The organism is Streptomyces sp. NPDC048637 (assembly GCF_040650675.1).
Classification (GTDB): domain Bacteria; phylum Actinomycetota; class Actinomycetes; order Streptomycetales; family Streptomycetaceae; genus Streptomyces.
Window position 1 is genome coordinate 1 of sequence record NZ_JBEZHQ010000069.1, and the last position, 21309, is coordinate 21309.

General features: G+C 68.8%; 23 protein-coding genes. 10 read left to right on the top strand and 13 right to left on the bottom strand.

Annotated features, from left to right (window positions below; all coding sequences use genetic code 11):
- Positions 1-89: 89 nt before the first annotated feature.
- On the bottom strand, positions 90-1421 hold the full coding sequence (locus tag AB0C46_RS39750) for a hypothetical protein (protein WP_362834005.1): 1332 nt from the start codon (positions 1419-1421) through the stop codon (positions 90-92).
- Between the two features lie 210 nt (positions 1422-1631).
- Here AB0C46_RS39750 and AB0C46_RS39755 point away from each other — a divergent pair, with 210 nt between their 5' ends.
- The 6 genes from AB0C46_RS39755 (at position 1632) to AB0C46_RS39780 (ending at position 6071) form a co-directional block, all read left to right on the top strand.
- Positions 1632-2045 carry a hypothetical protein gene (locus AB0C46_RS39755; protein ID WP_362834006.1) on the top strand — a complete coding sequence of 138 codons (414 nt, stop codon included), beginning with the start codon at positions 1632-1634 and terminating at the stop codon, positions 2043-2045.
- Positions 2046-2286: 241 nt separating this feature from the next.
- Positions 2287-2658, top strand: a complete 372-nt coding sequence (locus AB0C46_RS39760; protein WP_362834007.1) for a DUF317 domain-containing protein — start codon at positions 2287-2289, stop codon at positions 2656-2658.
- A gap of 99 nt (positions 2659-2757) precedes the next feature.
- On the top strand, positions 2758-3039 hold the full coding sequence (locus AB0C46_RS39765; RefSeq protein WP_362834026.1) for a hypothetical protein: 282 nt from the start codon (positions 2758-2760) through the stop codon (positions 3037-3039).
- A gap of 27 nt (positions 3040-3066) precedes the next feature.
- Positions 3067-3804 carry a DUF317 domain-containing protein gene (locus AB0C46_RS39770; protein ID WP_362834027.1) on the top strand — a complete coding sequence of 246 codons (738 nt, stop codon included), beginning with the start codon at positions 3067-3069 and terminating at the stop codon, positions 3802-3804.
- Positions 3805-3885: 81 nt separating this feature from the next.
- Positions 3886-4791 (top strand): hypothetical protein, encoded by a 906-nt coding sequence (locus tag AB0C46_RS39775; protein ID WP_362834008.1) that lies wholly within the window; start codon positions 3886-3888, stop codon positions 4789-4791.
- Positions 4792-4841: 50 nt separating this feature from the next.
- Positions 4842-6071, top strand: coding sequence for an IS110 family transposase (locus tag AB0C46_RS39780; protein WP_362834009.1), 1230 nt, complete (start codon positions 4842-4844; stop codon positions 6069-6071).
- Positions 6072-6307: 236 nt separating this feature from the next.
- Here AB0C46_RS39780 and AB0C46_RS39785 read toward each other — a convergent pair whose 3' ends face one another.
- The 11 genes from AB0C46_RS39785 to AB0C46_RS39835 form a co-directional block, all read right to left on the bottom strand.
- A complete protein-coding gene (locus tag AB0C46_RS39785; RefSeq protein WP_362834010.1) occupies positions 6308-7006 on the bottom strand; it encodes a hypothetical protein in 699 nt (232 codons plus the stop codon).
- A 93-nt stretch (positions 7007-7099) separates the two neighbouring features.
- Positions 7100-7540 carry a hypothetical protein gene (locus AB0C46_RS39790; RefSeq protein ID WP_362834011.1) on the bottom strand — a complete coding sequence of 147 codons (441 nt, stop codon included), beginning with the start codon at positions 7538-7540 and terminating at the stop codon, positions 7100-7102.
- An 83-nt stretch (positions 7541-7623) separates the two neighbouring features.
- Complete coding sequence (locus tag AB0C46_RS39795) at positions 7624-9354, bottom strand: relaxase/mobilization nuclease domain-containing protein (protein ID WP_362834012.1); 1731 nt, start codon at positions 9352-9354, stop codon at positions 7624-7626.
- Complete coding sequence (gene mobC, locus AB0C46_RS39800; protein ID WP_362834013.1) at positions 9351-9893, bottom strand: plasmid mobilization relaxosome protein MobC; 543 nt, start codon at positions 9891-9893, stop codon at positions 9351-9353. Before mobC ends, AB0C46_RS39795 begins: the two co-directional genes overlap by 4 nt.
- Before the next feature lie 128 nt (positions 9894-10021).
- Positions 10022-10309, bottom strand: a complete 288-nt coding sequence (locus AB0C46_RS39805; RefSeq protein WP_362834014.1) for a hypothetical protein — start codon at positions 10307-10309, stop codon at positions 10022-10024.
- Positions 10310-10355: 46 nt separating this feature from the next.
- Complete coding sequence (locus AB0C46_RS39810) at positions 10356-10547, bottom strand: hypothetical protein (protein ID WP_362834015.1); 192 nt, start codon at positions 10545-10547, stop codon at positions 10356-10358.
- Entirely contained in the window at positions 10544-12211 is a 1668-nt protein-coding gene (locus AB0C46_RS39815; RefSeq protein ID WP_362834016.1) for a hypothetical protein, read from the bottom strand. Before AB0C46_RS39815 ends, AB0C46_RS39810 begins: the two co-directional genes overlap by 4 nt.
- Before the next feature lie 14 nt (positions 12212-12225).
- Complete coding sequence (locus tag AB0C46_RS39820; RefSeq protein ID WP_362834017.1) at positions 12226-12873, bottom strand: WhiB family transcriptional regulator; 648 nt, start codon at positions 12871-12873, stop codon at positions 12226-12228.
- Positions 12874-13019: 146 nt separating this feature from the next.
- Positions 13020-13709, bottom strand: a complete 690-nt coding sequence (locus AB0C46_RS39825) for a hypothetical protein (RefSeq protein ID WP_362834018.1) — start codon at positions 13707-13709, stop codon at positions 13020-13022.
- Positions 13710-13714: 5 nt separating this feature from the next.
- A complete protein-coding gene (locus tag AB0C46_RS39830) occupies positions 13715-14620 on the bottom strand; it encodes a helix-turn-helix domain-containing protein (protein WP_362834019.1) in 906 nt (301 codons plus the stop codon).
- A 275-nt stretch (positions 14621-14895) separates the two neighbouring features.
- The gene (locus AB0C46_RS39835; protein WP_362834020.1) at positions 14896-15120 is read right to left on the bottom strand and encodes a hypothetical protein; all 225 of its coding nucleotides are present in this window, start codon (positions 15118-15120) and stop codon (positions 14896-14898) included.
- 734 nt (positions 15121-15854) lie between these two features.
- On the opposite strand from AB0C46_RS39835, the gene AB0C46_RS39840 reads away from it, so the two are divergent.
- The 4 genes from AB0C46_RS39840 to AB0C46_RS39855 all read left to right on the top strand — a co-directional run bounded on the left by AB0C46_RS39840 (position 15855) and on the right by AB0C46_RS39855 (position 20610).
- The gene (locus AB0C46_RS39840; protein ID WP_362834021.1) at positions 15855-16691 is read left to right on the top strand and encodes an MAB_1171c family putative transporter; all 837 of its coding nucleotides are present in this window, start codon (positions 15855-15857) and stop codon (positions 16689-16691) included.
- The gene (locus tag AB0C46_RS39845; RefSeq protein ID WP_362834022.1) at positions 16688-18091 is read left to right on the top strand and encodes an amidase family protein; all 1404 of its coding nucleotides are present in this window, start codon (positions 16688-16690) and stop codon (positions 18089-18091) included. Before AB0C46_RS39840 ends, AB0C46_RS39845 begins: the two co-directional genes overlap by 4 nt.
- Before the next feature lie 649 nt (positions 18092-18740).
- Complete coding sequence (locus AB0C46_RS39850; RefSeq protein WP_362834023.1) at positions 18741-20105, top strand: helix-turn-helix transcriptional regulator; 1365 nt, start codon at positions 18741-18743, stop codon at positions 20103-20105.
- 97 nt (positions 20106-20202) lie between these two features.
- Positions 20203-20610 (top strand): thioesterase family protein, encoded by a 408-nt coding sequence (locus tag AB0C46_RS39855; RefSeq protein WP_362834024.1) that lies wholly within the window; start codon positions 20203-20205, stop codon positions 20608-20610.
- Positions 20611-20796: 186 nt separating this feature from the next.
- Here AB0C46_RS39855 and AB0C46_RS39860 read toward each other — a convergent pair whose 3' ends face one another.
- Positions 20797-21111, bottom strand: coding sequence for a hypothetical protein (locus tag AB0C46_RS39860; protein ID WP_362834025.1), 315 nt, complete (start codon positions 21109-21111; stop codon positions 20797-20799).
- Between the last annotated feature and the right edge of the window lie 198 nt (positions 21112-21309).

Sequence of the window (21309 nt, forward strand, 5' to 3'; positions counted from 1 at the left end):
CAGAAGGGCGTCCAGGCTGGTAGTCACACACGAGTCAACGGGCGCCCTTCGCCATGGTCGCGGCCAGCACAAACATCGGACTCATTCATCTAGGCCGGGTCACGGCGTCCACAGCGGGGAAACCCGGTGCGGCGTCGACGAGTCGTCAGCAGCGACGTCACACCCCCGGGAATACCGAGCTTCCCCAGGGCCCAGTCGAGTACGGCTGCTTCGGCATCGCACATTCTGGCAATCAGGTTCGTCTGTTCAGGCAGAAGGATCCTTCGGGGGATCACGATCGTCTCGTGGACCCGGTCGAGGGGCAGCCCCCGCTGGAAGCCTTGCGCGGCGGGGCGGAGCGCGTCCTCGTCCGGCGGGAGCGGCAGGCGTCGGCGGGCCGCGTTCGAGACGATGATCCCGGCGACGTGGACGTACTCCCCCAGGAGTGGCCCGAACAGGTCTGCGAGAGCGTCGGTCTTGTCGGCGAGCGACAGCCCGGCAAAGGGCATCGGGAGGTGGAAGAGGCCGCTGTGGTCCTCCACCCAGATCCACGCGGTGCCCGCTCCTACCGTCTTGGCGCACTTGCCCCGCACCTTGTCCAGGAGCCGTTTGCCCTGGTCGCTCTCGACGGTGTCCCCGGTCAGGGTGGTGCCCGGGGGAGCCGTTCCGGGGTGGACGGTCAGCCGCCTCCCGGCACTGCTGAGGACGTCGACCGCGGCCCCCGAGGCCGTGCACTGCTGGGCGGCCTCCTCGGTCCGCTTCTTCCACGTCTCGAAGTCGTTGCCGTTGAGGAGTTCGGGGAAGTCGCCTTCCCAGTAGACGGTGCGGTCCCTGTCCAGGGTGAGGAGGTGGACTCGGCAGTTCTGACGGAACTTCTCGTAGTCCCGGAGCTTTTGGTCCTCGGCGAAGGTGACGACCTCGATGAAGACCGGACCGATACGCACGTCGCCGGGGCCGCCGCTGGCCTTCGCCGGCTCCAGCTCGACTGGGAGTCCGCGAGCCACCCCCATGAGCGCGAGCCGGGCCTGCGTCTGGGTGTGCAGGAACCGGGACAGGGTGACGTCGTGGCGGGCATCCCGCTTAACCGAGGCAAGGACGGGCACCCCGGCCTCCTCCAGATGCGCGTACGCGGCCCACCACCGCACCGCCTCCACCCACGCTCCCCGCTCGGCTCTGTTCATCTGCTGGAGCACCGGGGCGGCCCGGCCCAGACCGACGAAGGCGTCGCTCGCCCGGCCCGGGGCGGGCGAGGGGGCCACGGCCTTGGGTAGCCAGCGGCTGTCGAAGAAAGCGGTGAGGCCGGCCACCGCGCGTGCGGTCACCTCGTGACCCGCGGGGGAGAGATAGTCGGCGCCCTCCGGGCAACCGAACCACGCTTCCCAGTCGATCGCACGGCGGCCCTGGTCGATCGCCCGCCATATCTCTTCGTCACGAGGGTGCATGCCCGTCAGCATGAACGACTCACAGACGCGGGCGCTGGAACTTTCCCGAAGCGGGGCATCGTGAACGGTGAACGTGGAATTCGGAGATTAGTTCTCCCCCGGCGGGATCCAGCAGGGGAGAGACGTCGGCCGGAGGCGCCCCGGAAGTGTTGACTGGGCTGGGCACACCCGCATTGGATGGGCCGTCCCAGCGCAGGAAGGGAACGGTGCATGTCTGATCCTGGCGAGCCGGCCGACTCCGACGTCGAGTTCGTCGAGTGCGACAACTGCCATGCCTCGCCACAAGAGGCGCACAGTCGCGTCTACCTTGGTAGGAGGGTCATCTCCCACGCTGAGGACTGCGTGACCCACGCCATCGAAATGATCAACGGGGAGGACGGGGCCCGCCGCGTCAGGGAGCAGGACAAGTGGGCGAAGCGGAACTTCCCGCCCGCATATGAACGCCTTCGCGCTGCTGCTGAGGCGCTTCCCCATGGCGATGCCGAGGCGGCCCCCTTCGTCGCCGCGCTTCTCCAACTCGCCAAAGCGCAGGCAAGCACCACTGGATTCGTCGTACTCGAAACATGGGTCGACATTCTCGACGCGCATTTCCCACCCGAGCATCCAGAGCCCAAGCCACACTGACGCCCGACCGCAGCACTCGCCACGCCTGAGAGCCGTGGCCTGGACCGGCTAATGCACCGTCTCCTCGCCTCCCGTTGGCAGGAAGCCGCATGGTTGGGTTCGTTGTCAGTCACCTCTGAATGACGGCGGACCAAGTTCGCCGGTGGCAGACAGGAAAGATCGCCCAAGGACTGGTGGACGCTGGCACGGCATGTCAACCTAAACGACCTTCCAGAAAACCCCAGGTCAGAGAGGTGATGCTGTGGCGTTGAATACGGCGCAACCCGGATTCGCCACCAGGGTCGAGGATCTGCGGCTGCGCTCGTGGAAGCTCGGCGCCGGCCAGCCGATGGAGGTCATCGACCAGTTTCCGGGTGCCGACTTCACCCTCATCGTGGACGACCGGGCCGACGTTCACGTCAGCTCGCGCGACGGCCGGTTCTATCTCGGCTACTTCCCGAACGGTCGGCCCGGCGGCGCCGACGAAGACTGGGTGACGGGTGAGGGCTGGGTGATCGCCGTCACCGGCACCGCGAAGGTTCCCGGATATCGGATGTCCTTCGGTACGGAGACACCGTCGGAGATCATCGCTGGTGTCGTGGCCCGGATCCTGGCCACCTCTCAGCTCCTTTGACTGCCCCCTTCCCCTCGCACGCGATGCGCACGCTGCCGCTGCTCTCGCGACCTCGCCTGCTACTGCTTGGAGAACGCTGTGGAATCGCACCCGCACGAGATGACCGTCGGCGACATCATCGACGCGCTGTCCGCATCCGACCGTGACACTCGCGCCCGCTTGGCCATCAACCCCTTCTTCCCGATGGCCCACCGCTTGGGCGGCGTGGTGGAGGCCGTGGACGAGCACGGTCGGCCGATCGTCTACATCGCCGAGTCCCCGGAGGCCGAGCAGTTCGGCCCCCTGCCGCCCTCGGTGGCGGTCGCCCTGACCTGGCAGGCACCGCCCGAGGCACCCCCGCGCCGACGCCGCGGCGCTACCGATCCGAACGCAGGCGAGTAGTCCAAGCCCGAACCGACGGAGGCGCCCCTGTACCCGCACCACCCCCTCGATCCCTTCCACCCCAACTCGCCGGACCCCACGCTCTGGGTCACCCCGCGCCACCTGGCCGGCGATGACGACGCCCTCGCCGAGCGGATCGGCGACACCCTCACAGCGCTCGGCTGGCGCATGTGGCCGACCTCCCGCAACACCCTGCTCTATGTGAGCGCGGACGGGCTGCGCGGCGCCGAGTGGATCCTCGCCGCCTACCCATTCGAGCTGGGCGGACTTCCAGTGGCCTGGCAGCTGTCGGCCCGCCCCCACCCCGCCTCGGCCATGACCGAGTGGAACGCCTACTTCACCGCAGGCGTCCCCCACGAGGCGCTCACCGACCTCCTGCTCGCGCTCGACGCCCACGAGGCCCCCGACACCGGGTTCGACGGAGCGGAGGCGGTGCTCACCGCGCTCACCGCGCGGGGCTGGCTGCGCGATCTGGACCGGCCGCGCACCACCGCCACGGACCCCGGCTTCTCCGCCAGCGTCTCCTTGGAGACGCTGGGGCCGCTCATCCAGGATGCCGACCCGCGCGATGACCTCCTGGGGTGGCAGGCGTGGGCGGAGCCCGTGCTCGGAGCACCGTACCTGTGGTGCGCCGGCTTCAGCGCGAGCGTCCCGCACGAATTGGTCGCGGCCTTCGCCTCCTCGCTCGCTGCCCCCGGTCCGGTACCGCGCCGCACGCTGCCGCAGGGCGCGGAGGACCGGCTCACCGTCGTCCGCCGCAGCTGACCACTGCGCTTCCCACGCAGACCACGACGGCCTACGTGCCGCACGGGCCTGCCACCCCGTCCTTCGTCTTGTGGAGGTTCCTTGTCCCTGCCGTTGATCCGGCTCGCCATCGGCCGTACGAACGGCACCGCGCACTGGGGCGTCGCGATCGGCCCCGACGTGTTCACCGTGTGCGCCACCCACTCGCCCGACCTCGTGCCCATTGCCGACAACACGGCGCACAGCCTGTGCCAGAGCTGCGCTCGGGCCTGGCTCATCCTCACCACGCCACCGCACCCCGGCGGTGAGGCGGACGCCCGGCCCGCCGTCGGCACCGGCCCGGGCGCCGCAGGCCACCGGCCTATACCGGGCCATCTGCTGGGCTACTGCGGCAAGCCACTCGAAGCCCGCCGTTCCACGGCTCGGCGCCGCTGCGCCAACTGCGCCCGCCTCAGCGACGCAGTGGACCGCTTCCGGCAACGAGCGCACGGCCTCGACATTCCCGGCGGGGAGCCCTGCCACGGCGACAGCGACCTGCTCTGGGCCCCCAAGGGGCGTGAGAACCTGGTTACCGGTCACCGCCGGAACTCCGTGAGTGGTAACGCGTACTGCGATCGGCCGCTGGGCGGACCCAACCCGGGAGCCCCCAACGAGTGCGCGCCGTGCCGACGGCACTGGGAAGAGGCTGAGGTCGTACGCCAGACCTACACGCTCCCGCACATGCGCGCCGAGGCCCTCGCCTGGCGCGAGCGCCGGCTCACCATCTACGACGACCGCGCATCCTCCCTGCGCCCCGGCGACGCCTACACCCTGTCCGGCTGTGCGCAGAGGCACCACGTCGTCGCGGTGAGGGACCGCACCCGCGACAGCTACACCGACATCGTTGTCTACCTCTTCGGCGACGGCCGTGTCACTGACGTCCGCCTGCGCCGCGATCGCCTCGTTGCCATCCAGCGCCCTGACAGCGGCGAAGTAGCCGTACCTCACCAGCGCATTACGGGCGCGTAGTCCCTTGAATTTGGCTGCCCAGAAACCATGAGGAAGGGGATTCACTCCACGTGCCGAAGTTCTGGTGCGGTATCGACTGGTCGGAATCGCTGAACGACGTGGCGGTGATCGACGAGAGCGGGGAAATGGTCGCGCACACCCGGGTGGAGGCGACACCGGAAGGGGTGAAGGAGATCCTCGCCCTTCTGCGTGGCCTGCGCACGAACCATACCCACAGCCGTAAGCAGGTGCCGGTGGCGATTGAAACGCCCCACGGCCTTCTCGTTGCCGCCCTGCGTGCCAAAGACCAGCCGGTCATTGTCCTGCACGCCGGTGCCGTGGCCCGCTACCGAGGGCGGATCAGCCCGGCTCGTAAGAAGAGCGACCGTACCGACGCGGCGCTGTTGGCCAACATTGTGCGCACCGACGGGGCCTGGCACCGGCCGATGCCTCGGACCTCGCAGGAGGCGATGGCGGTCGCTGTCCTTGCCCGCGCTCAGCGCAAGGCGGTGCACACCCGGCAATACCACCGCAATCAACTACGCAGTCTGCTGCGCGAGTTCTACCCGGCGGCACTGGAGGCGTGGCAGGGCCTCCCGCACGGCATCGTGCGGGCCGAGGCCCGTGCTCTGCTGGCACTCGCGCCCACCCCCGGCCAGGCGCGGGCGCTGAGGAAGCGGCACATCGCCGACACGATCGCCGCCGCCGGCCGCACCCGGCTCGTCGACGACCACGCTGAGCGCCTGCGGCACGTCTTTCAGCACCATCACCTGCGTCACCCGCCTCACATCGAGGAGGCCATGGGCCAGCAGGTCCAAGCTGCGCTCGGTCTCCTGAACCAGGCGTGCGCTTCGGCCGAGCAGCTGACCGAGGCCGCCACGACGGCGTTCCACGCGCACCCGCATGCCGAGATCTATGCCTCGTTCCCCGGCTGCGGCCCCCTCATCGGCGCCCGGCTGCTCGGGGAGATAGGCGACGACCCGGGCCGGTTCACCGTTCGCGGCCTGCGCGCTTACGCGGGAGCGGCTCCGCTGACGTGGGAGAGCAGTTCGAGCCGGGCGGTCACCCACCGCCGGATGGCGAACTCCCACCTCAAAGAGATCGGCCACATCTGGGCCTTCGCCACCCTGACCCGGTCACCCGGCTGCCGCGCGCACTACGACCGCCGCCGCGAGCAGGGAGACCGCTACGCCGCCGCTCTGCGGAACCTGTACGGGCGCCTGCTGTCCTGCCTGCACTTCTGCTTGAAAAACTCCACGCCCTACCGGGAAGAGACGGCCTTCCCCGGCAGTTGTGAATAGGTGAGTGGGGCGGAGCGGATGGCCGCCGGGAACACACCTGGGAATTCACCTCGGGCCATGAGCCCTTATGCGGGAACGGTGCCCGGCTGCCTTCCGCTCCGCCCCACCCCAGTAGCGCGGTCGGCCAACGCAAAGGGCCCGGCACCTGACCCCATGAGGTCAGGTGCCGGGCCCATTTGCGTTGACCAAGAGCCGTGCCCCGTTGCCCGGAGAAGGCAGCGGGGCACGGCGCGGCGTCACCGGGCCGTCTGTGCCTTGTGGAGAGCCTTGGCGATGTGGGTGTCGACCAGTGCGGGAGAGCCGGAGACGACCAGCAGGACGTTGCCGGTGCGGATCGCCGTCTGCTTGACGACGCTGCGTTGTCCGCCGGCGGAGTAGGTGAGCAGCTGGCTCCACTGCTCGTCGCCCAGGTTCGGCGCAGTCGTCTTCCGGGTGCCGATGTCGATGACGGTGTTGCCCGAGGCGACCTGGTAGGAGGAGCAGGAGACCATCGCGTCGAAGATCTCGCCGATTCCCGTGGACAGCTTCGTGGCGCTGTCGCTGTAGAGCTCCTCGCTCACCTCGGAGCTGCTGCTGCCTGCGTACGTGAAGGATGCCTTCGCCTTGCGGGGGAAGCTGAGGCTGCTGCCGGTGGCCGTGGCGCCGCCGAGCTTGGCCAGTGCCGGGCAGCCGATCACGCTGACGTCGTCGTGCCGGAGGGCAGGCGCTGCCTTGCGGGTGTAGCCCTCGCCCAGGTCGCCGGCGTCCAGGAGCCGCTTGCTCAGCTTGGCTGAGGACAGCGGCGCGGGTGCCTTCGCCCCGTTGCCGCTCCGGTGCGCGGGGGTGGCGGAGGATGCGGCCGGCGCGTCGGAGGACTGGGGGCTGGTGGAGCAGCCCGTCAGGGCGAGGACGGTGAGGATGCTCAGGCCGAGGGCGGTCGTGGTGGAAAGGCGCATGCGAAACCCCTAGGTGATGCGAGTCGGACGGTCTGACCAGGCCGGCCCTCCGGGTGCCGACGAACGCAGGGGTGGGGAAGGGGTTTCGTGATGTCAGTGGCCGAGGTGGCGCAGGCCCTCTTCGAGGGTGGGGTGGAAGTGGTCGACCGGACCAGAGTTGCGGTTGTACCAGGCGGTGCTCAGGCGCTCCTCCTTCGTCTCGTGGCCGGCCGGGCAGCGCAGCCACACCGAGTCGTCGCGCATGTTGAAGACGATCCAATTCCGGTACGCACCGCAGTGGCATGCGTGGACTTCGCCGTCGATGACCAGTGGCAGGTCCCAGCGCATCATGAGCCCCGAGACGTCCTGACGGGACGGCGCCCGGAACTCCGGTGGCAGGAAGTCGGGCACCTCCGCGGTCTCCGGCGCGGCCGGGACCGTGGCGGTTGCCGTGGCGGGTTCGTCGGGCAGCGGCAGTTCGGTGTGCTTCGCCAGGAGCGCCTGGCCGGCGCGCTGGGCTTCACGGAACTCACGGTCACGGGTGCGTCGGAACATGCCGTCTCCATCTCAGTCGTCTCGCCAGGCACGAGGAGAGTGCCGTAAGTCCCTGACCTGCTGCAACTCTAAGAATGTTGAATTCATCGGGACTTGCGGGAACGGTCGATGTCCTTCGTCGGGCGCTGTGCGGTACCGCGGGTGGCGGTGGGCTCGGTGGCAGTGGAGATGTGCTCGGGCATGGCGGAGGCGTCGGCGGGCAGATCAGCCATGCGCCGCAGCCGCCAGACCAGCACGTCGCTGATCGAGCCGGCGGTGTCCAACTCCCTTCGCTCGGCAGCTTCGGCCAGGAGAGCGGCCGGATCGTGGCCGGCGCTCTCGGCGTCGGCGAGCGTGGCGGCCAGGGCGTACCACCCCTGCTCGGTCAGGATCTGCTCGGCCAGCTCCGGCACCGCCTGACGCAGGTACGCGGTCTGCTTGCGCTGCAAGGGCTGGGACAGACGCCGGCCACGCTGGTGCATGACGGCCAGGTGCATGGGTGCGGCGCTCTGGTAGGCGGCGCGCAGGTGCCCGGCGGCCTGGAGGGCAGCAGCGGCCTGCTGGGCGTGCTCCTTCTTCCCGTGCCAGTGGGCGGCGGCGGTGACCAGGAAGATCACCATGTCGACCAGCATGGCGGTGGTGGCGCCGTCCTCTCCGCGGCCGAGCGCCGGCCCGCCGTGGACGAGGTCACGGGCGGCCTGGCGCAGGGCACGGTCGTGGCCCCGCTCGGCGCGAACGTGGGAGCGGGAGGCCCGCTCGAACGCCCAGGCGGCTTCTCGCAGTTCGCTGCGGGTGTGCGCCGCGGAGGTCTTGGCGAGCGCGTCGAGGATTTCACCGGCCGCGGCGAGCTGCGCGGCGATCTGCCCGTCGTCGTCCTGGTCGAGGACCAGCACGGCCTGCCAGACCGCCGTCGTCGCCTTCCGCCGCGCGGTCGAGGGGCTGACCCGCGCCGAGCCGGAGGAGCGGTCCGTTGCGGTGTCGCGGTCGTGGCCGGAGGCGTTGGCGGAGAACCGCTCGCGGATGCGAGGCAGGGAGAGGTCCGGCGCGAGGGTGGAGCCCGAATAGTAGATCGGCTCCTGGTCCTCGTTGCGGTCGTCCGCCAGCGCGACCTTGTAGCCGAGCAGATCACCGGAGGGCGCGACGCGTTGGTGGATCAGCAGGCCGGCGGCGGCCAGGCGGTCGAAGAACTCCTGCTCGCTGGCGACGCCGGCTGCGGCGCGGCGCACGGTTTCCCGCAGCTCCTCGCGCGGCGTGCGCTCCTTTCCCTGGCGCTCGGCCTTGTGGCGTTCGGCGCTGGTGGGGCGCTTGGCAGCGGTGCCGTCACCCGTGTTCAACCGACGCAGTCCGTAGTCGACTTCGATCTTGCGTGCTTCCTCCTGGGAGCGTTTGCCGTCCTGGCGGATGCGGGCCTGGCGGCCGTCCTCGCGGACGACGGTGGCGATGATGTGGATGTGGTCGTCGGCGTGGCGGACCGCCGCCCAGCGGCAGCCGGCACCGTCGCCCTCGGGGGCGATGCCGGTGGCGGCCACCATGCGGCGGGCGATGTCGGCCCACTGCTCGTCGGTGAGGACCGGGTCCTCGGGGGCAGCGCGAACGGAGAGGTGCCATACGTGCTCGGTGGGCCTGGCGCTTGCGGGCAGGGCCATGACGGGCTGGTCGAGCAGGCGCTGCAGGTCGCCGTACGTCGCCTTTGGGTCGCGGCCCGGATCGGGGGCCAGGCTGTCCCACGCCGCGACGAGGTGGGGGTCGATGTGCTCCTCGTGCGTGCCGGGCCCGTACAGGTAATACAGCAGGCCGATGGTGCGAGTGCCCATGTCGTGGACTCGGGGGATCATGCAGCCGGACGCTCGCTGTCCAGGTAGTACTGGGTGAAGTCGTCCACCCGCCGAGCAGCACGGTGCACAGCGGAGAGGACTGCTTCGACCTGGGGCGCGTCGCCGCCCGAATTGAATGTCTTGGCAACCTGGTTGAGGTTGTTGCCGACCTGCCCGAGGTGGCGGCGGAGGCTGAACAGCTCAGCGAGCATTTCGCGTTCGCCGGCGATCTCGGCTGCCGTGCGCGTCAGGTCGCGCGCGGCGCTGAGGGCGGCGTGGGCGAGGAAGCCGGACGGCGTCATGGCGCACGCGGTGGCGGCGTCGAGGACGGACTGCTTCTCGTCGTCGTTGAAGCGGCTGGCGATCAGGTGCTTGCGTTTGCTGATCTTGGTCTTCGGCGTGCGGTTGCGCGCAGGCGGCTGACTCGACGGTGCGCTCGCGTGCTGCGTGCAGTGCGGGTTGTGGCACGGGTGAGTTGTCTTCTCCTCCTGGGGATGCCGGCCGCCCTCGGTCGCATCCCCTCGGTCCGGTGCCCCCTGGCGCTGGACCGCCTCCGCCACCCCCGGGGCGGTGGACGCGAGAGTATTACTCCCAACGGGAGTAATACTCTCGCACCAACTTGCTCGCACTGAGGTCGAGTTGCGTTCCGGCTCACCGTGCGCGTGAGCGGGGGGTGCCGTCGGGTTCGTCATCGGGTGCGGTTCCTCGTGGTGCGGATACGGAGCTGAATTTCGGCGGCCAGGCCGACCATGGCGGTCGGGCCGTCGAGGACGTGGACGGGGGCTTCGACGCGGTGCTGGACGAGCCACTGGCCGTTCGGGGCCAGCACGGCTGCGTGCAGGAGCTGGTGGTGCACGAGCACCTGGGCCCAGGCGCCGGCCTCGGCGGTGGACGGCGCGTGCGTGCGCCGATAGCGCGCAGAAATGGCGATCCTCCAGGACAGTGCGGGGCGGTGGCCCGGCCGAGGCCGGGCCACCGGACGGAATGGCGGAAGCAGGCGCCTGACCTGCTTCTTATCGAAGTCAGCCGCACTCGGGGCAGCGCTCAAGGTGCCGGTTCAAGGCCCGCGCCATGTTCCGCTTCAACGAAGCGGCGGTCGTCGTGCTGGTCTTCGCCGACGCGGATCCCTGGTGACGCTTGGCATGACCACGCAGGACGCGGACGTCCTGCTCGAAGCCGGACTTGATGCTGGTGAAGCGGTGGCAGGTCTTCATCGGGTACTCCTTGTCGTGACGTTTGCCTCGGTGCGCAGCCGGTGCAGAACTGGCGTCAGGCTCTCGTTCCGGCCGCCCCCGAGGTTCAGGGTGCGAAGGATCTCCCGCAGCTGGGGACGGGTGAGCGAGGCGTTCCCGTCGCGCTCCAGCAGTGCGGGTACGTGGGGACGGACGAGCTTGACCGTCTCCTCGATGCTCAGCTGCGGCCTCCGCTGCGAGCGCTTGGTCTTCCCGGCACCCGGCCGGGACCGCTGCGCTTTCGCCTTCTGCTTCCGCCGCAGGGGGACGGTGTGGGGACGGTCCCCAACGGGTTCGGTCCCCGTTTCGGTACGGGCGTGCTCGGGGTCCTCGTTGTCGTTGGGGACGGTGCCGGGACGGTCCCCGTCGGCCTCCGTCCCCGCTTCCGCGTCCGGGTGTTCCCGGCCCACTTCGTCGTTGGGGACCGTTGCCGGGGACGGGGCTGTACTGCCCTGAGCAGCAGTTTCGCGGGAACCCGGGGCACTGCCGCCTGCGCGGTCGTCAGCATCTCCGGCCTCGGCAGCAGCGCCGTTCTGGTCCCCGACCATCGACCCTTCGCCCTTGCTCAGTCGCATCGAGCTGGATTCCTGGACGCGGTCCCCGTTGTCGTTGGGGACGGTGTGGGGACGGTCCCCAGCGGTCCCCGTCCCCGTCCCTGTCCCCGAATCAGGACGGTCCCCAGCGGTCCCCGTCCCCGTCCCCGAATCAGGACGGTCCCCGATCCACGTGTTGCCTTGGGGAGCGTCGTTGGGGACGGCGTTCAGCTGCCGACTCCATGCCAGAGGGGACCGGTTCTCGCGATCGGCGTCCTGATCCGGTTCGGGCTGAATCCAGGGCGACGGCAGATCGACGGTGGCCAGGGCCGCGGCGTGCCGGCGGGAGGCAAGCTGCTCCAGAAGCGCTCGACGCTGCTGCGGGTTCGTGCCGACCCCGGATCGCGTGAGGGCCGACTGGAGTCGACGCGTGATCCGGGTGTCTTTCTCGCGCTCCTCAGCCGTCATCCCGGCCAGTCGTGCGGCGAGGGCCACCGCCCGTCGAGTCGCGCGGTCCTTGGCGATCTGAGCGGCATCACGGTTCCGGCCGGCTACGCCCAGGCGCGAGAGGAGACGCTCGCGCACTTCGCGTCCGAGCGTGGACAACAGCCCTTGCGAGGCGGCATCCGGTGTGCGCAGCCGCAGCTCGATGCCCATGGCCAGGTGCCAGAGCACGGCCGCCATGACCGGGCCGACGAAGGCCCGCACGGTGCCGCCGACCGCGCCCGACATGGCATACGCCGGGATAACCTGCACCCCGGTGATCACCCAGACCAGGCCACCTGGCAGACCAGGCGCCCCCTGGGCCTTCAGGTTCTGCCGGGCCATCAGTGCGGTCGCGAACAGGGCCAGCTCGGCCGCACTGAACATCATGGCCCGCTCCACCGTGCCGGCCATGTCGAGAACGACGGCGGCGAACCGCCAGCTGGTGTCGGCGGAGTACAACGTGCAATTCAGGGCGGCGAGAGCCGCGACCCAGACCGCGGGGGTGCCGGCCCGCGGGGCGCCCGCTCGGGTCCGGTTGCGCCGGATCGACCATCCAGCCAGCACCAGAGCGAGCACCCCGACGGCCGCGATCACGTAGACCGGTTCGATGCCGGAAGGGAGTGACATGGCGATGGGGTGTGTCATGCGGCCTTTCGGAGAGCGGCGATCAGGGAGTGGGTCTGCACGTGGCGGGGAATCTGCACCGGTGAGTCGGCGTCCTCGTCCTCGTCCTCGACGTCCTCGTCCTCGGTGGTCTCGTCGTCGGCCGGCTCGGTCTCGTCGAGCTGGTCCCAGTAGCGGTCGCGGTCGGCGACGGCGTGGGCGGCGTTGCGCATCAGGTCCTGGGACCATTCGAGTTTGAGTCGCAGTGCGTAGGCGAGGCGCTCGGGGCTCCAGCCGAGGACGTAGGCGTGGCGGGTGACGGCGTCGCGTTCGGCGTCGCTGAGGTGGATGTCGCGGCCTTCGAAGGCGGCCTTGACGCGGCTGTAGTCCAGGCGCTTGTCGACCCTGGCGTGCCAGGGGCGGCGCTCGGCCTCGGTGACTCCGCCCCACATGCCCTGGCGGATTTCGTTGTCGAGGGCGTAGTCGAAGCACGCCTTCTTCACCGGGCACCGGGCGCAGATCAACTTGGCTTCGTCGATGGCCGAGCGGTTGCGGGCTGTGTGGAAGAACAGCCGGTCTATGTCCTTGGGCGGCATGTTGTGGCACAGGCCGCGGGCCTGCCAGCTGTGGTCGGCGATGCCCCGGATGGTCGGGGTCGGGGTGTCGTTGGTGGTGATGTGGCGCATGTCGGTCTCCGGAAGTCGCCTCGGTGGGCGCGGATCGCTCGGCACTGGTGGTGGCGGAGGTGTGGCGGCGAGCTGCGAGGCGAGATCGGGGTACGGCGCGGGCCGTACGCAAGGCGGAACGTTTCTGTGGAGCGGTGGGGCTGCGGTCAGGCGGCGGACGCCTGGGACTGCGCGGCCAGGGCGCGTTCGATGCGGCCGGGGTGGGCAGTGGTGCGCGGTGCGTTGCCCCGGGCGGTGCCGTCGAGGGTGATACGCCGACGTCGGCAGGGCTCGCCCTTGGCGGCGTGACACCACTCGCACGGCACGCCGAGGATGTCGGGGCCGCCGGCGGCGATGGCGGCTTCTCGGGCGGCGCGGGCCGGGCGGTAGGGGGCCAGCTCGGTACGTACGGCGGTCGGGATGTAGGAGCCGACGGCGGTCAGCTGATCCTCGAGCCCCGGCCGGTGTCGCCCCGCGGTGATCCCGCGGTGTGCTGACGGCGCGGCCTGGCCGGCGGCCACGGCATCGCGTGCCGCCAGCAGCTCCGCCCTCCAGGCTTTCGGGTTGTCCGGGTCGGCCATCGGGGTCGGGTCGGTGTGCCGGGCCAGGCGATCACGGCGGTGTGTGTGCCATTCGCGGGCCACGTCGGCGGGCAGGATCGGGTACGGCGAACTCACGATGCGCTTGCGGACGATCTCGCGCACATCCCAACCCTGACCGGTGGTCATCGGGACGTCGTCGAGCAGCTCGTGCCAGGTGTTGAGCTGGTCGCGGGCCTCGCCCGCGTCGGTGCGGATGGTGCGCGGGTCCAGGCGGCCGACGTAGGTGATCACGGCAGCAACTTCGCGTCGGTTCAAGGTAGTTACTCCGTTCCAGTCGGTTCGTCGACTGCGGCGAGCAGGGCGGCCATGTGGGCGTCGGCGCGCGTCATGCCGGCCTGCGGCGCGGGTGTGCCGCCGGGCAGGGCGTAGAGGTTCGGGCGCTGGGGTGTGGGGCTGTGCTCGCGGGCGATCCAGGACCGCCAGTCGGCAGCCCAGGCCGCGGCCGAGCGCGGGCTCCAGGTGCTGCGGTGGTGGCGCCACTTCGCGTCGGCTGCTTGCAGGCCGTGCTCGCCGAGGCGTGTGAGATGTCCCTGCTGCTGGGCCCAGGACAGGCTCGTGTCGTCGGCCTGCCAGTTTGCGGCGGAGGTGAAGTCGGCAGCGCTACTGCTGCTGTACTTACGGTTCACCTTCGGTTCACTACGGTTCTGGGGGTCAGGTTCTGCCCCGGAGGGGGGTCGGATATAGCCCCGGGGAGGGGTCAGGTTCCGGCGAGGGGGTGCAGATTCCGACCCGGTTCGATCCTGACGGCGGGGGGCGGATTCCGACCCCGCCTTCGGCCAGATGCCGTGCTTCCGCAGCCGTTCGCCTTCCACCTCGGGGACCGGATCGGCGTCCGTCAGGGGCTCGACGTAGGCGTCAGGGTCGTCGTTCCTGACGGCCGCGACCTTGGCGAACCACGCAGCCGCGTGCATCAGCCGGTAGACCGTGCTGTGCTGTGGGCCCTCGTAGTCTTCGAGCACCTTCAGTTCGCCGGCATCGGACAGTGCGGTGATGGCGGCGCGCACGGCGTTGCGGCTGGCGTTCGTCCGTCGCATCAGCGAGGTGAGGGATGCCCAGGCGACACACTGGTCGTCGGGTATCCGGTCAGCCAGCGACAGCAGGACCAACCGGGCGTTCCCGCGGCTGACGCTGCTCTCCCATACCCACTCGCGGGCGTCTCGGCTCATCGGGGCACCGCCGTATCACGGCGCCCGTTCGGGCAAGCGAAGGTGGCTGCCGTGCTGGCCGGGGAAACCGGCCTTTTGCGCAGGGCAGGAGGCATGTAAGACTCTCCTACGTAGTGAAACCCGCATCCGGTGTGCCCCGTGGAAAGGGCCGGTGCGGTGAAGGTGGGTAATCACTGCCCTTGCCGGGGCAGGAGTGCCATCAGGCGGTCGGCGTCCAGGAGTTAGCGGCTCCATGGGCGCCGTCGCTGTTTTCGGGGCTATGCCGCCCTGCTGCATCACGCGTTCTGCATATAGCTCCTCATGCCGTCCGCTGCCGGGCGGGGTGCCCGGCGAGGGACGACGAACATATGCGGGCTCGGTGGCAAGATCCAGACCTTGCTAAAGGACTCTCTACAATTCGTGCGGGCCGGCAGCGGCACCTGCGCCTGGAAAGTGGAGGCGGCGGGGCAGGACGCGGGCAGCAGGATGATCACCTCGACGCAGTCGGAGACGATCTTCACGGTGCCCCTCTTTCTCGCGCAATCACGGTTGTTGAACTGGCTGGCCATATGGATTTAAGCCAATGCCCAGAAGCTCCGTCAAAGCAGACCGTATGCCCGTTTTAGCTGCATAGGTCGAGAGCCTGTGGGAGTCCGCCAGGGGGAGCCCGTGGCGCTCAAAACCCTTGCGGCTTAAGGGGGATGAGAGAGGCCAGCGGCTCGGAATGGGCGATCGAATTGGTGGTCTAGACCGGTATCAGGGAGTGGTCGCCAAAATCGGCAAACATTTGCCGGTTTCGCTGATCAGGCGCACCTGCGAGAGCGAGATGTCCGGTTCGCACTCGAAGTGGCCATCGGTGCAGTGGTCGGCGATCAGGTGACGCCTTCACTGCTGCTCTGGTCCAAGACCCGTTCGCGGGTTTCGAGGCTCCTTGAGGGGCGGCCCCGTCATCGAGCTGCAGCCCGTCGGGGCATCTGCGGAGTGCGGCGGGGCGAGGGAGGCGGGGCGCAGCGCAGGTCGGAGCCTTCAGCCTTTCGCGCATGGCGGTAGACATGCGAAACTCTCCTGTGTAGTGAGTCCGCGCCGGTGTGCCCCGTGGAAAGGGCCGGTGCGGTGATGGGTGAATCTCCAGCCCTTGCCGGGGCGGGAGTGCCATTTTTGGCGTTCGGCGTCTGAGAGTTACTACCCTCAGGCGCCGTCGCTCTTTGCGGGTCTTACCGGGCCCTGGCCGTCTGCGCGTTCTGCGTGTCACGCCTTGCCGTCTAGGCCGATCGACTTCACGCTCTACTACGCGCACGACGACATATATGCCGCATACCTCACCCTGTACGTCACCGCCTACACGCTCGGAGAGCTGCTGCTCACTCGCGCCTGCTGGCGCCTGGCCCGCCGCAGCACCCATAGCTCCGTCCGCGTCGGCCTGCGCATCGTCGCCCTCGGCGCCACCATCACCCTCGGATACAGCGCTGTCCGCATCGGCAACGTCATCGCCAGCGCCCTCAACACCTCCCTCGCCGAGTGGGAGAGCTTTGCGTGGACATGCGGTGACGTCGGCGCCATGCTCACCCTCATCGGCTGGTTGGTACCCACGCTCAACGACCAAGCCCAGCGCGTCCGGTACCGGACCAAACAGCACCGCAGCTACCACGGCCTTCGACCGCTGTGGCTGGCCTTCTACAGCGAAGCGCCCGAGATCGCTCTACCGATCGACGGCGTCGACCCCGCCCAGCGCCGTCGCTTCCGCGGCATCGCGATCAAGCTCTACCGGCGTTTCGTCGAGATCCGCGACGGCCGTTTCGCGATCCGCCAGTACCTCGATGGCGGAGTCCGCGAAAAAAGCGAGGCCCACCACCGGGCGAGAGGACTCCGCGGCCAGGACCTGGACGCCGCCGTCACGGCCGACCAAATCCTGGCCGGCATCGCCGCCCGGGCCGACGGCATCCACCCAGAGCCCGACCAGCTCACCGACTTTGCCGACGCCGACCGCCAGACCAGCCGGCCGATGGACGACGTCGAGGCCCTCCTCGCCGTCGCCCGCCACCTGCCCTCCGAACCTGCCCGCGCCCCGCACCGTGAGCGAGCCTCCGCATGACGACCGACCTCTCCCGCCAGCCCGCGCACGTCCAGCTCCGCGCCCTGGACCGCCACGAGATCTCCAGCCGCGAGCTGCTCGACCTCCACCTCAACCGGATCGACACCAGCCCCGTCAACGCCGTCGTCACCCGGGATGACGACGCCGCCCGGGAAGCCGCCCGGGCCGCTGACGAACGGCGCGCTCGCGGGGAGAATGCCGGAGTCCTCGATGGCCTCCCCCTCACGATCAAGGACAGCTTCGAAACAGCCGGCCTGCGTACCACCAGCGGCTCAGAGGACCTGCAGCACCACGTCCCACAACGGGACGCCGACGCGGTCGCACGGCTCCGCCACCAGGGCGCTGTGATCATGGGGAAGACCAACGCCCCCGCGTACTGCCAGGACCTCCACACCGACAACACGCTCTTCGGCCCCACCCTCAACCCGCACAACCCGGCCCGCACGGTCGGCGGCTCTTCCGGCGGACCCGCGGCAGCGCTCGCCGCCCACCTCACACCCGCCGACCTCGGAAGCGACCTCGCCGGCTCACTCCGACTGCCGGCCCACTACTGCGGGGTGTACGGCCTGCGGCCCACTCACGGAATCGTCCCGGCCCACGGCCACATCCCCCGGCCACCAGGCTGGCTGACCACCAGCGACATGGTCATCCCCGGCCCCCTGGCCCGCCACCCCCGAGACCTCGACCTGATGCTCACCGCGCTGACCACGCCAGCGCCGACCGAGACTCCCTGGCGCGTAGACCTGCCGACGGCGAACAAGCGCATCAACCAACTGCGCATAGCGATCTGGCCCGAAGACCCGAGCTGCCCTGTCGACCAGAAGACCACCCAGGTACTGGCCCTCGTCGAAGAGGCGCTCTCCAGGGCTGGCGCCTTGGTCAGCCACACCGAGGGCCCCGTGCACTTCGGCGACTCCACCCGCCTGTTCGAGCAGCTCCTGCACGCCACCGCGACCGCCGCTGCCGACGACCACACCGCGGCCGAAGAACTCACCGCAGCACGAGCACTGCGCGGCGACGACACCGGCCCCCGCGCGACGTTCCTCCGCCACCGAACCCAAACCCACCGCACCTGGCTCCGCGCGAATGAGGAACGCGCCCGGCTCCGAAAGACCTGGCAGCAGTTCTTCGAAGGGTGCGACATCCTCGTCACCCCGGCCGCGCCCACTCCCGCGATCCCCGCGGGCAGCCGCACACTCCTGGTCGACGGCCACAAGCGCAGCTTCTTCGACCAGACCGGATGGGCCAACCTCACCAGCCACGTCGGACTACCGAGCCTCGTCATACCCGCGGCCACGACAGAGGACGGGCTGCCAGTCGGCGTGCAGATCATCGCGCCGCCCTACGCAGACCGTCTCCTGCTCGCCCTGGCGGAGGAGTGCGCACTGCTGCTCCGATGACAGCACCTGCGGACACCCTCCTCCCTGAGAGGCGAACTGCCGCCCCGTGATACCCAGGGCGCGAACGCCCTGCTCATCGTGGAGGCGACGGCAGTTCGCCGGCCAGGGGTGTGGAGAATCCGAATCGGACTGAGTGGTCAGGCAACGATATCCATTCGATCTCCTGTGCCTGATGGTGAGTTCCCTGCTGAATGGTCAGAGAAGGCCGAATGCCCGCTGGATGCGCAGACCGCGAGTTTGTGATTCGCCGCGATGGCTTTTGGCGCCCAACCTTCATGCGAAATAAGGGGGATGAGGCATGCTGCCGACGCGAAAGGGGTCGTCGCGTCGCTGGTTTGGGCCGGCCAGGACGGGCTGGCAGTGAAACTCAACAAACCTTCGCCGGTCTCGCAGATCAGGAATGAGCGCGAGGGGGGCGGTTCGCGGATGATCCATGGCGAGACCATCGGGGGCTTTGACTTGATACTCGGCAGTCACATTCTGGCGGGTATGTGGCTGCCGCCACACGTGTTCAAGATCGTTCAAATACCGCGTATGGTCTTAGCGGGGAGACGTTAAGGGCAGGGGCCGGTGATTTCGCTGTCCCTCTTTTTGTATGCCCAAAAGCGAGTGTCTCCTGTCACGCCAACGCAATGACAGGGAGAGGCTGATGGCCGCGATGCGGCAGGCCGACAGTGACGCGGCTGCGAAGATCGGAGTAGCCGGGCAGTACATGGGCTTCGGCGGGATGTTGAAGCGGTGGCGGAAGGCCGCCGGCGTCAACCAGATCGTCCTGGCGCGTGCCCTGGGAATCGGTGAGCGCACGTACCGCACGATCGAACGCGGCGCGACCCCGCGGTTCTCACAGGCCCAGTGCGATGCCCTAGCGGACCTGCTGAAGTTGGACGCCGACGAGCGCCACGCCCTACTGCTCTACAACGTCGGCACGTACCTGCGGGCCTCGACAGCTGATGGTCGGCCCGAGCTTGGGCCGGCCCTGAGACTGCTCATCGACCGCCAGATGCCCTCGCCGACGTACCTGTCCGACCGCAACTGGAACATCCTCGCCTACAACAAGGCCATGGCCGAGCTGTGGCCGTGGGTCATGGAACCTCGCGCCAACATCATCAGGTGGGCGCTGACCACCCCGGAAGGACGTGCCACGTACCACGACTGGCACAAGCACGCCGCCGTCTTCGTCCGGATGCTGCGCTTCGCGCTGACCACCCACGGCAGCGATACCGATCTTCAGGAACTGATCACGGACGTCAAGAAGAACTCCGAGATCCAGAAAATCTGGGACGCCGACGCCGACCTCGTCGAGCACCGCGACGGCCACGTCTTTCTCGCCAGCGTCCCCACCCTCGGCTGGAAAACGATCGAGATCGTCAGCCACGTGGCATACCCGGCGATCATGCCCGACTGCAGGTTCGTCGTGATGACCTGGGTGGAGGCGGAACCGGACGCCCAACGGGATGCACTGGGCGGCCCGCGCAACGCATGGGCAGAGGAAACGCACAACACAGTTCATGAACGCAGCCGCGCCAAGGCGCGCATCGCGGAAGCAGATCGCCTCCGCGATATGGACCTGCATACCGCGCGTCTGGTGGTCGACAGTGCAGAGAAGGCCGCAGCCAAGGCCGGCAAGGACGGAATTCCCCTGCCTGCGCTCAGCCGCCTCGTGGGGCCAGCCTCCCAGCTGACTGTATCGCCATCTACTCGCAATGTGGTCTGGGCAGTTGAAGAAGCGCCCGGCGAATGGGGCGTCTCGCAAGTGTCGCCCTCCACGCTGATCGCCCGCGTCCCGCCCGCCGCCATTCATGGTGACGTGCGAGCCGAGCTGAAGAGGCTCACACGGATTGCCTTGCCGGCCGCCCCCGCGGCTGCCGCGGACCGAGTCCAACAGCTCCTCAGCGAACTCGACCAGCAGCAAAGCCTCTTGCGTGAAATACAGCGAGACCTGACCGGGCGCAAGCCAGCCCCGCATTCTCCCCGAGGCGTAGCCCGGGAAGTCCAGGCCGAACTCGTATCGTGATGTACCGGCAAAGGAATGCCGGCCTGCATCGAGCCGCCTGCCCTGACACGCTATGACCAGCTCGCCTATTCCGATACCTGAAGGAAGATCCAACTCCGTGCACCAGTACACCTATTCCTGCCCGCTGCGCTGGAGCGACGCTGATGCCTACGGTCACATCAACAACGCGCAATTCCTCAGCTACATGGAGGAAGCCCGCACACGTATGTTCCAGGAAGTCATCGCAACGAGTGAGGAGGATCGCCGCCAGAACGCCTTCGTCGTGAGCCGAACCACTATCGACTACCGCGCCCCACTGTTCTACGGGCCTGAAGCCGTCGATGTGCTTGTTCGGGTCGTGAAGGCTTCCGCCGCCACCTTTGAACTCGCCTATGCGATCCAGCACGGCGAGCGACTTTACGTCGAAGCCACCACCAAGATCGTCGCGTATAACCTGGACTCCGGCTCTCCGCGGCGTCTCTCGGATGCTGAACGGGCCTTTGTCGCTCGCTACACCAATCTCTGATCCGGCCGTACGGCGTTGGTTGTAGCGAGTCGCCTAGCTGAGGGTTGGGCCATCCATTTCACGAGTCCGCTTTGATGCCTAGTGCTCTGACCGCGTTGGTTCACCGGGTTGCGGGTCATTCCGCGGTGGCATGGAGGCGTCCGCTCCATCGGATGCCCATCCGCAGTGCCTTTCCGGGCGAAGGTCCTACTTGTCGCGCAGGCTGGCATTTTCGGCGGCCAGCACAGCCATGTCGCGGACGTGCGTGTAGTACTCGGCCGCGTACTCGTCGTCGATCGCCGGGAGGACCCTCGCGAACACCGTCGTCAGCCGCGTCAAGCCAGCCCGGTGCTGCTCACTGAGTGGGTCTTCACGAACGACGGCTGCATAGCCATAGATGTCCGCGTCGAGCAACACCATGTCCTGGCCCTGGACGTCCAGGCCGCGGAAGCCGGACGGGAACGGCCTGGCCATGTGCTCGGCCATCACTTGGGTAAGCGCGTCGAGCTTTTCTTCAAGCATGTGGGAGATCCTGCCAGACACGGGCTCGCGGCTTTGGACCGGATGCTCCGGCAGGCCCCAGACACACGCGAGCCCAACCCGGCGGACTTATGCGGTCAGGGCACTAGTGTTCTGAGTCAGGAATTCGTTTCATGAGTAGAGTCTGTTCATGGCTCGGATGGGGCGGCCGAAGGCTGCGTTGGTGCTGACTGCTCAGGA

What these genes read in the sequence shown, in the direction of transcription:
- AB0C46_RS39755 (WP_362834006.1), top strand. Translation starts at nt 1,632, where the DNA reads ATGTCTGATCCTGGCGAGCCGGCCGACTCCGACGTCGAGTTCGTCGAG.
- AB0C46_RS39790 (WP_362834011.1), bottom strand. Translation starts at nt 7,540, where the DNA reads ATGTTCCGACGCACCCGTGACCGTGAGTTCCGTGAAGCCCAGCGCGCC.
- AB0C46_RS39860 (WP_362834025.1), bottom strand. Translation starts at nt 21,111, where the DNA reads ATGCTTGAAGAAAAGCTCGACGCGCTTACCCAAGTGATGGCCGAGCAC.
- AB0C46_RS39845 (WP_362834022.1), top strand. Translation starts at nt 16,688, where the DNA reads ATGACGACCGACCTCTCCCGCCAGCCCGCGCACGTCCAGCTCCGCGCC.
- AB0C46_RS39810 (WP_362834015.1), bottom strand. Translation starts at nt 10,547, where the DNA reads ATGAAGACCTGCCACCGCTTCACCAGCATCAAGTCCGGCTTCGAGCAG.
- AB0C46_RS39820 (WP_362834017.1), bottom strand. Translation starts at nt 12,873, where the DNA reads ATGCGCCACATCACCACCAACGACACCCCGACCCCGACCATCCGGGGC.
- AB0C46_RS39850 (WP_362834023.1), top strand. Translation starts at nt 18,741, where the DNA reads ATGGCCGCGATGCGGCAGGCCGACAGTGACGCGGCTGCGAAGATCGGA.
- AB0C46_RS39750 (WP_362834005.1), bottom strand. Translation starts at nt 1,421, where the DNA reads ATGCACCCTCGTGACGAAGAGATATGGCGGGCGATCGACCAGGGCCGC.
- AB0C46_RS39765 (WP_362834026.1), top strand. Translation starts at nt 2,758, where the DNA reads ATGACCGTCGGCGACATCATCGACGCGCTGTCCGCATCCGACCGTGAC.
- AB0C46_RS39785 (WP_362834010.1), bottom strand. Translation starts at nt 7,006, where the DNA reads ATGCGCCTTTCCACCACGACCGCCCTCGGCCTGAGCATCCTCACCGTC.
- AB0C46_RS39795 (WP_362834012.1), bottom strand. Translation starts at nt 9,354, where the DNA reads ATGATCCCCCGAGTCCACGACATGGGCACTCGCACCATCGGCCTGCTG.
- AB0C46_RS39830 (WP_362834019.1), bottom strand. Translation starts at nt 14,620, where the DNA reads ATGAGCCGAGACGCCCGCGAGTGGGTATGGGAGAGCAGCGTCAGCCGC.
- AB0C46_RS39815 (WP_362834016.1), bottom strand. Translation starts at nt 12,211, where the DNA reads ATGTCACTCCCTTCCGGCATCGAACCGGTCTACGTGATCGCGGCCGTC.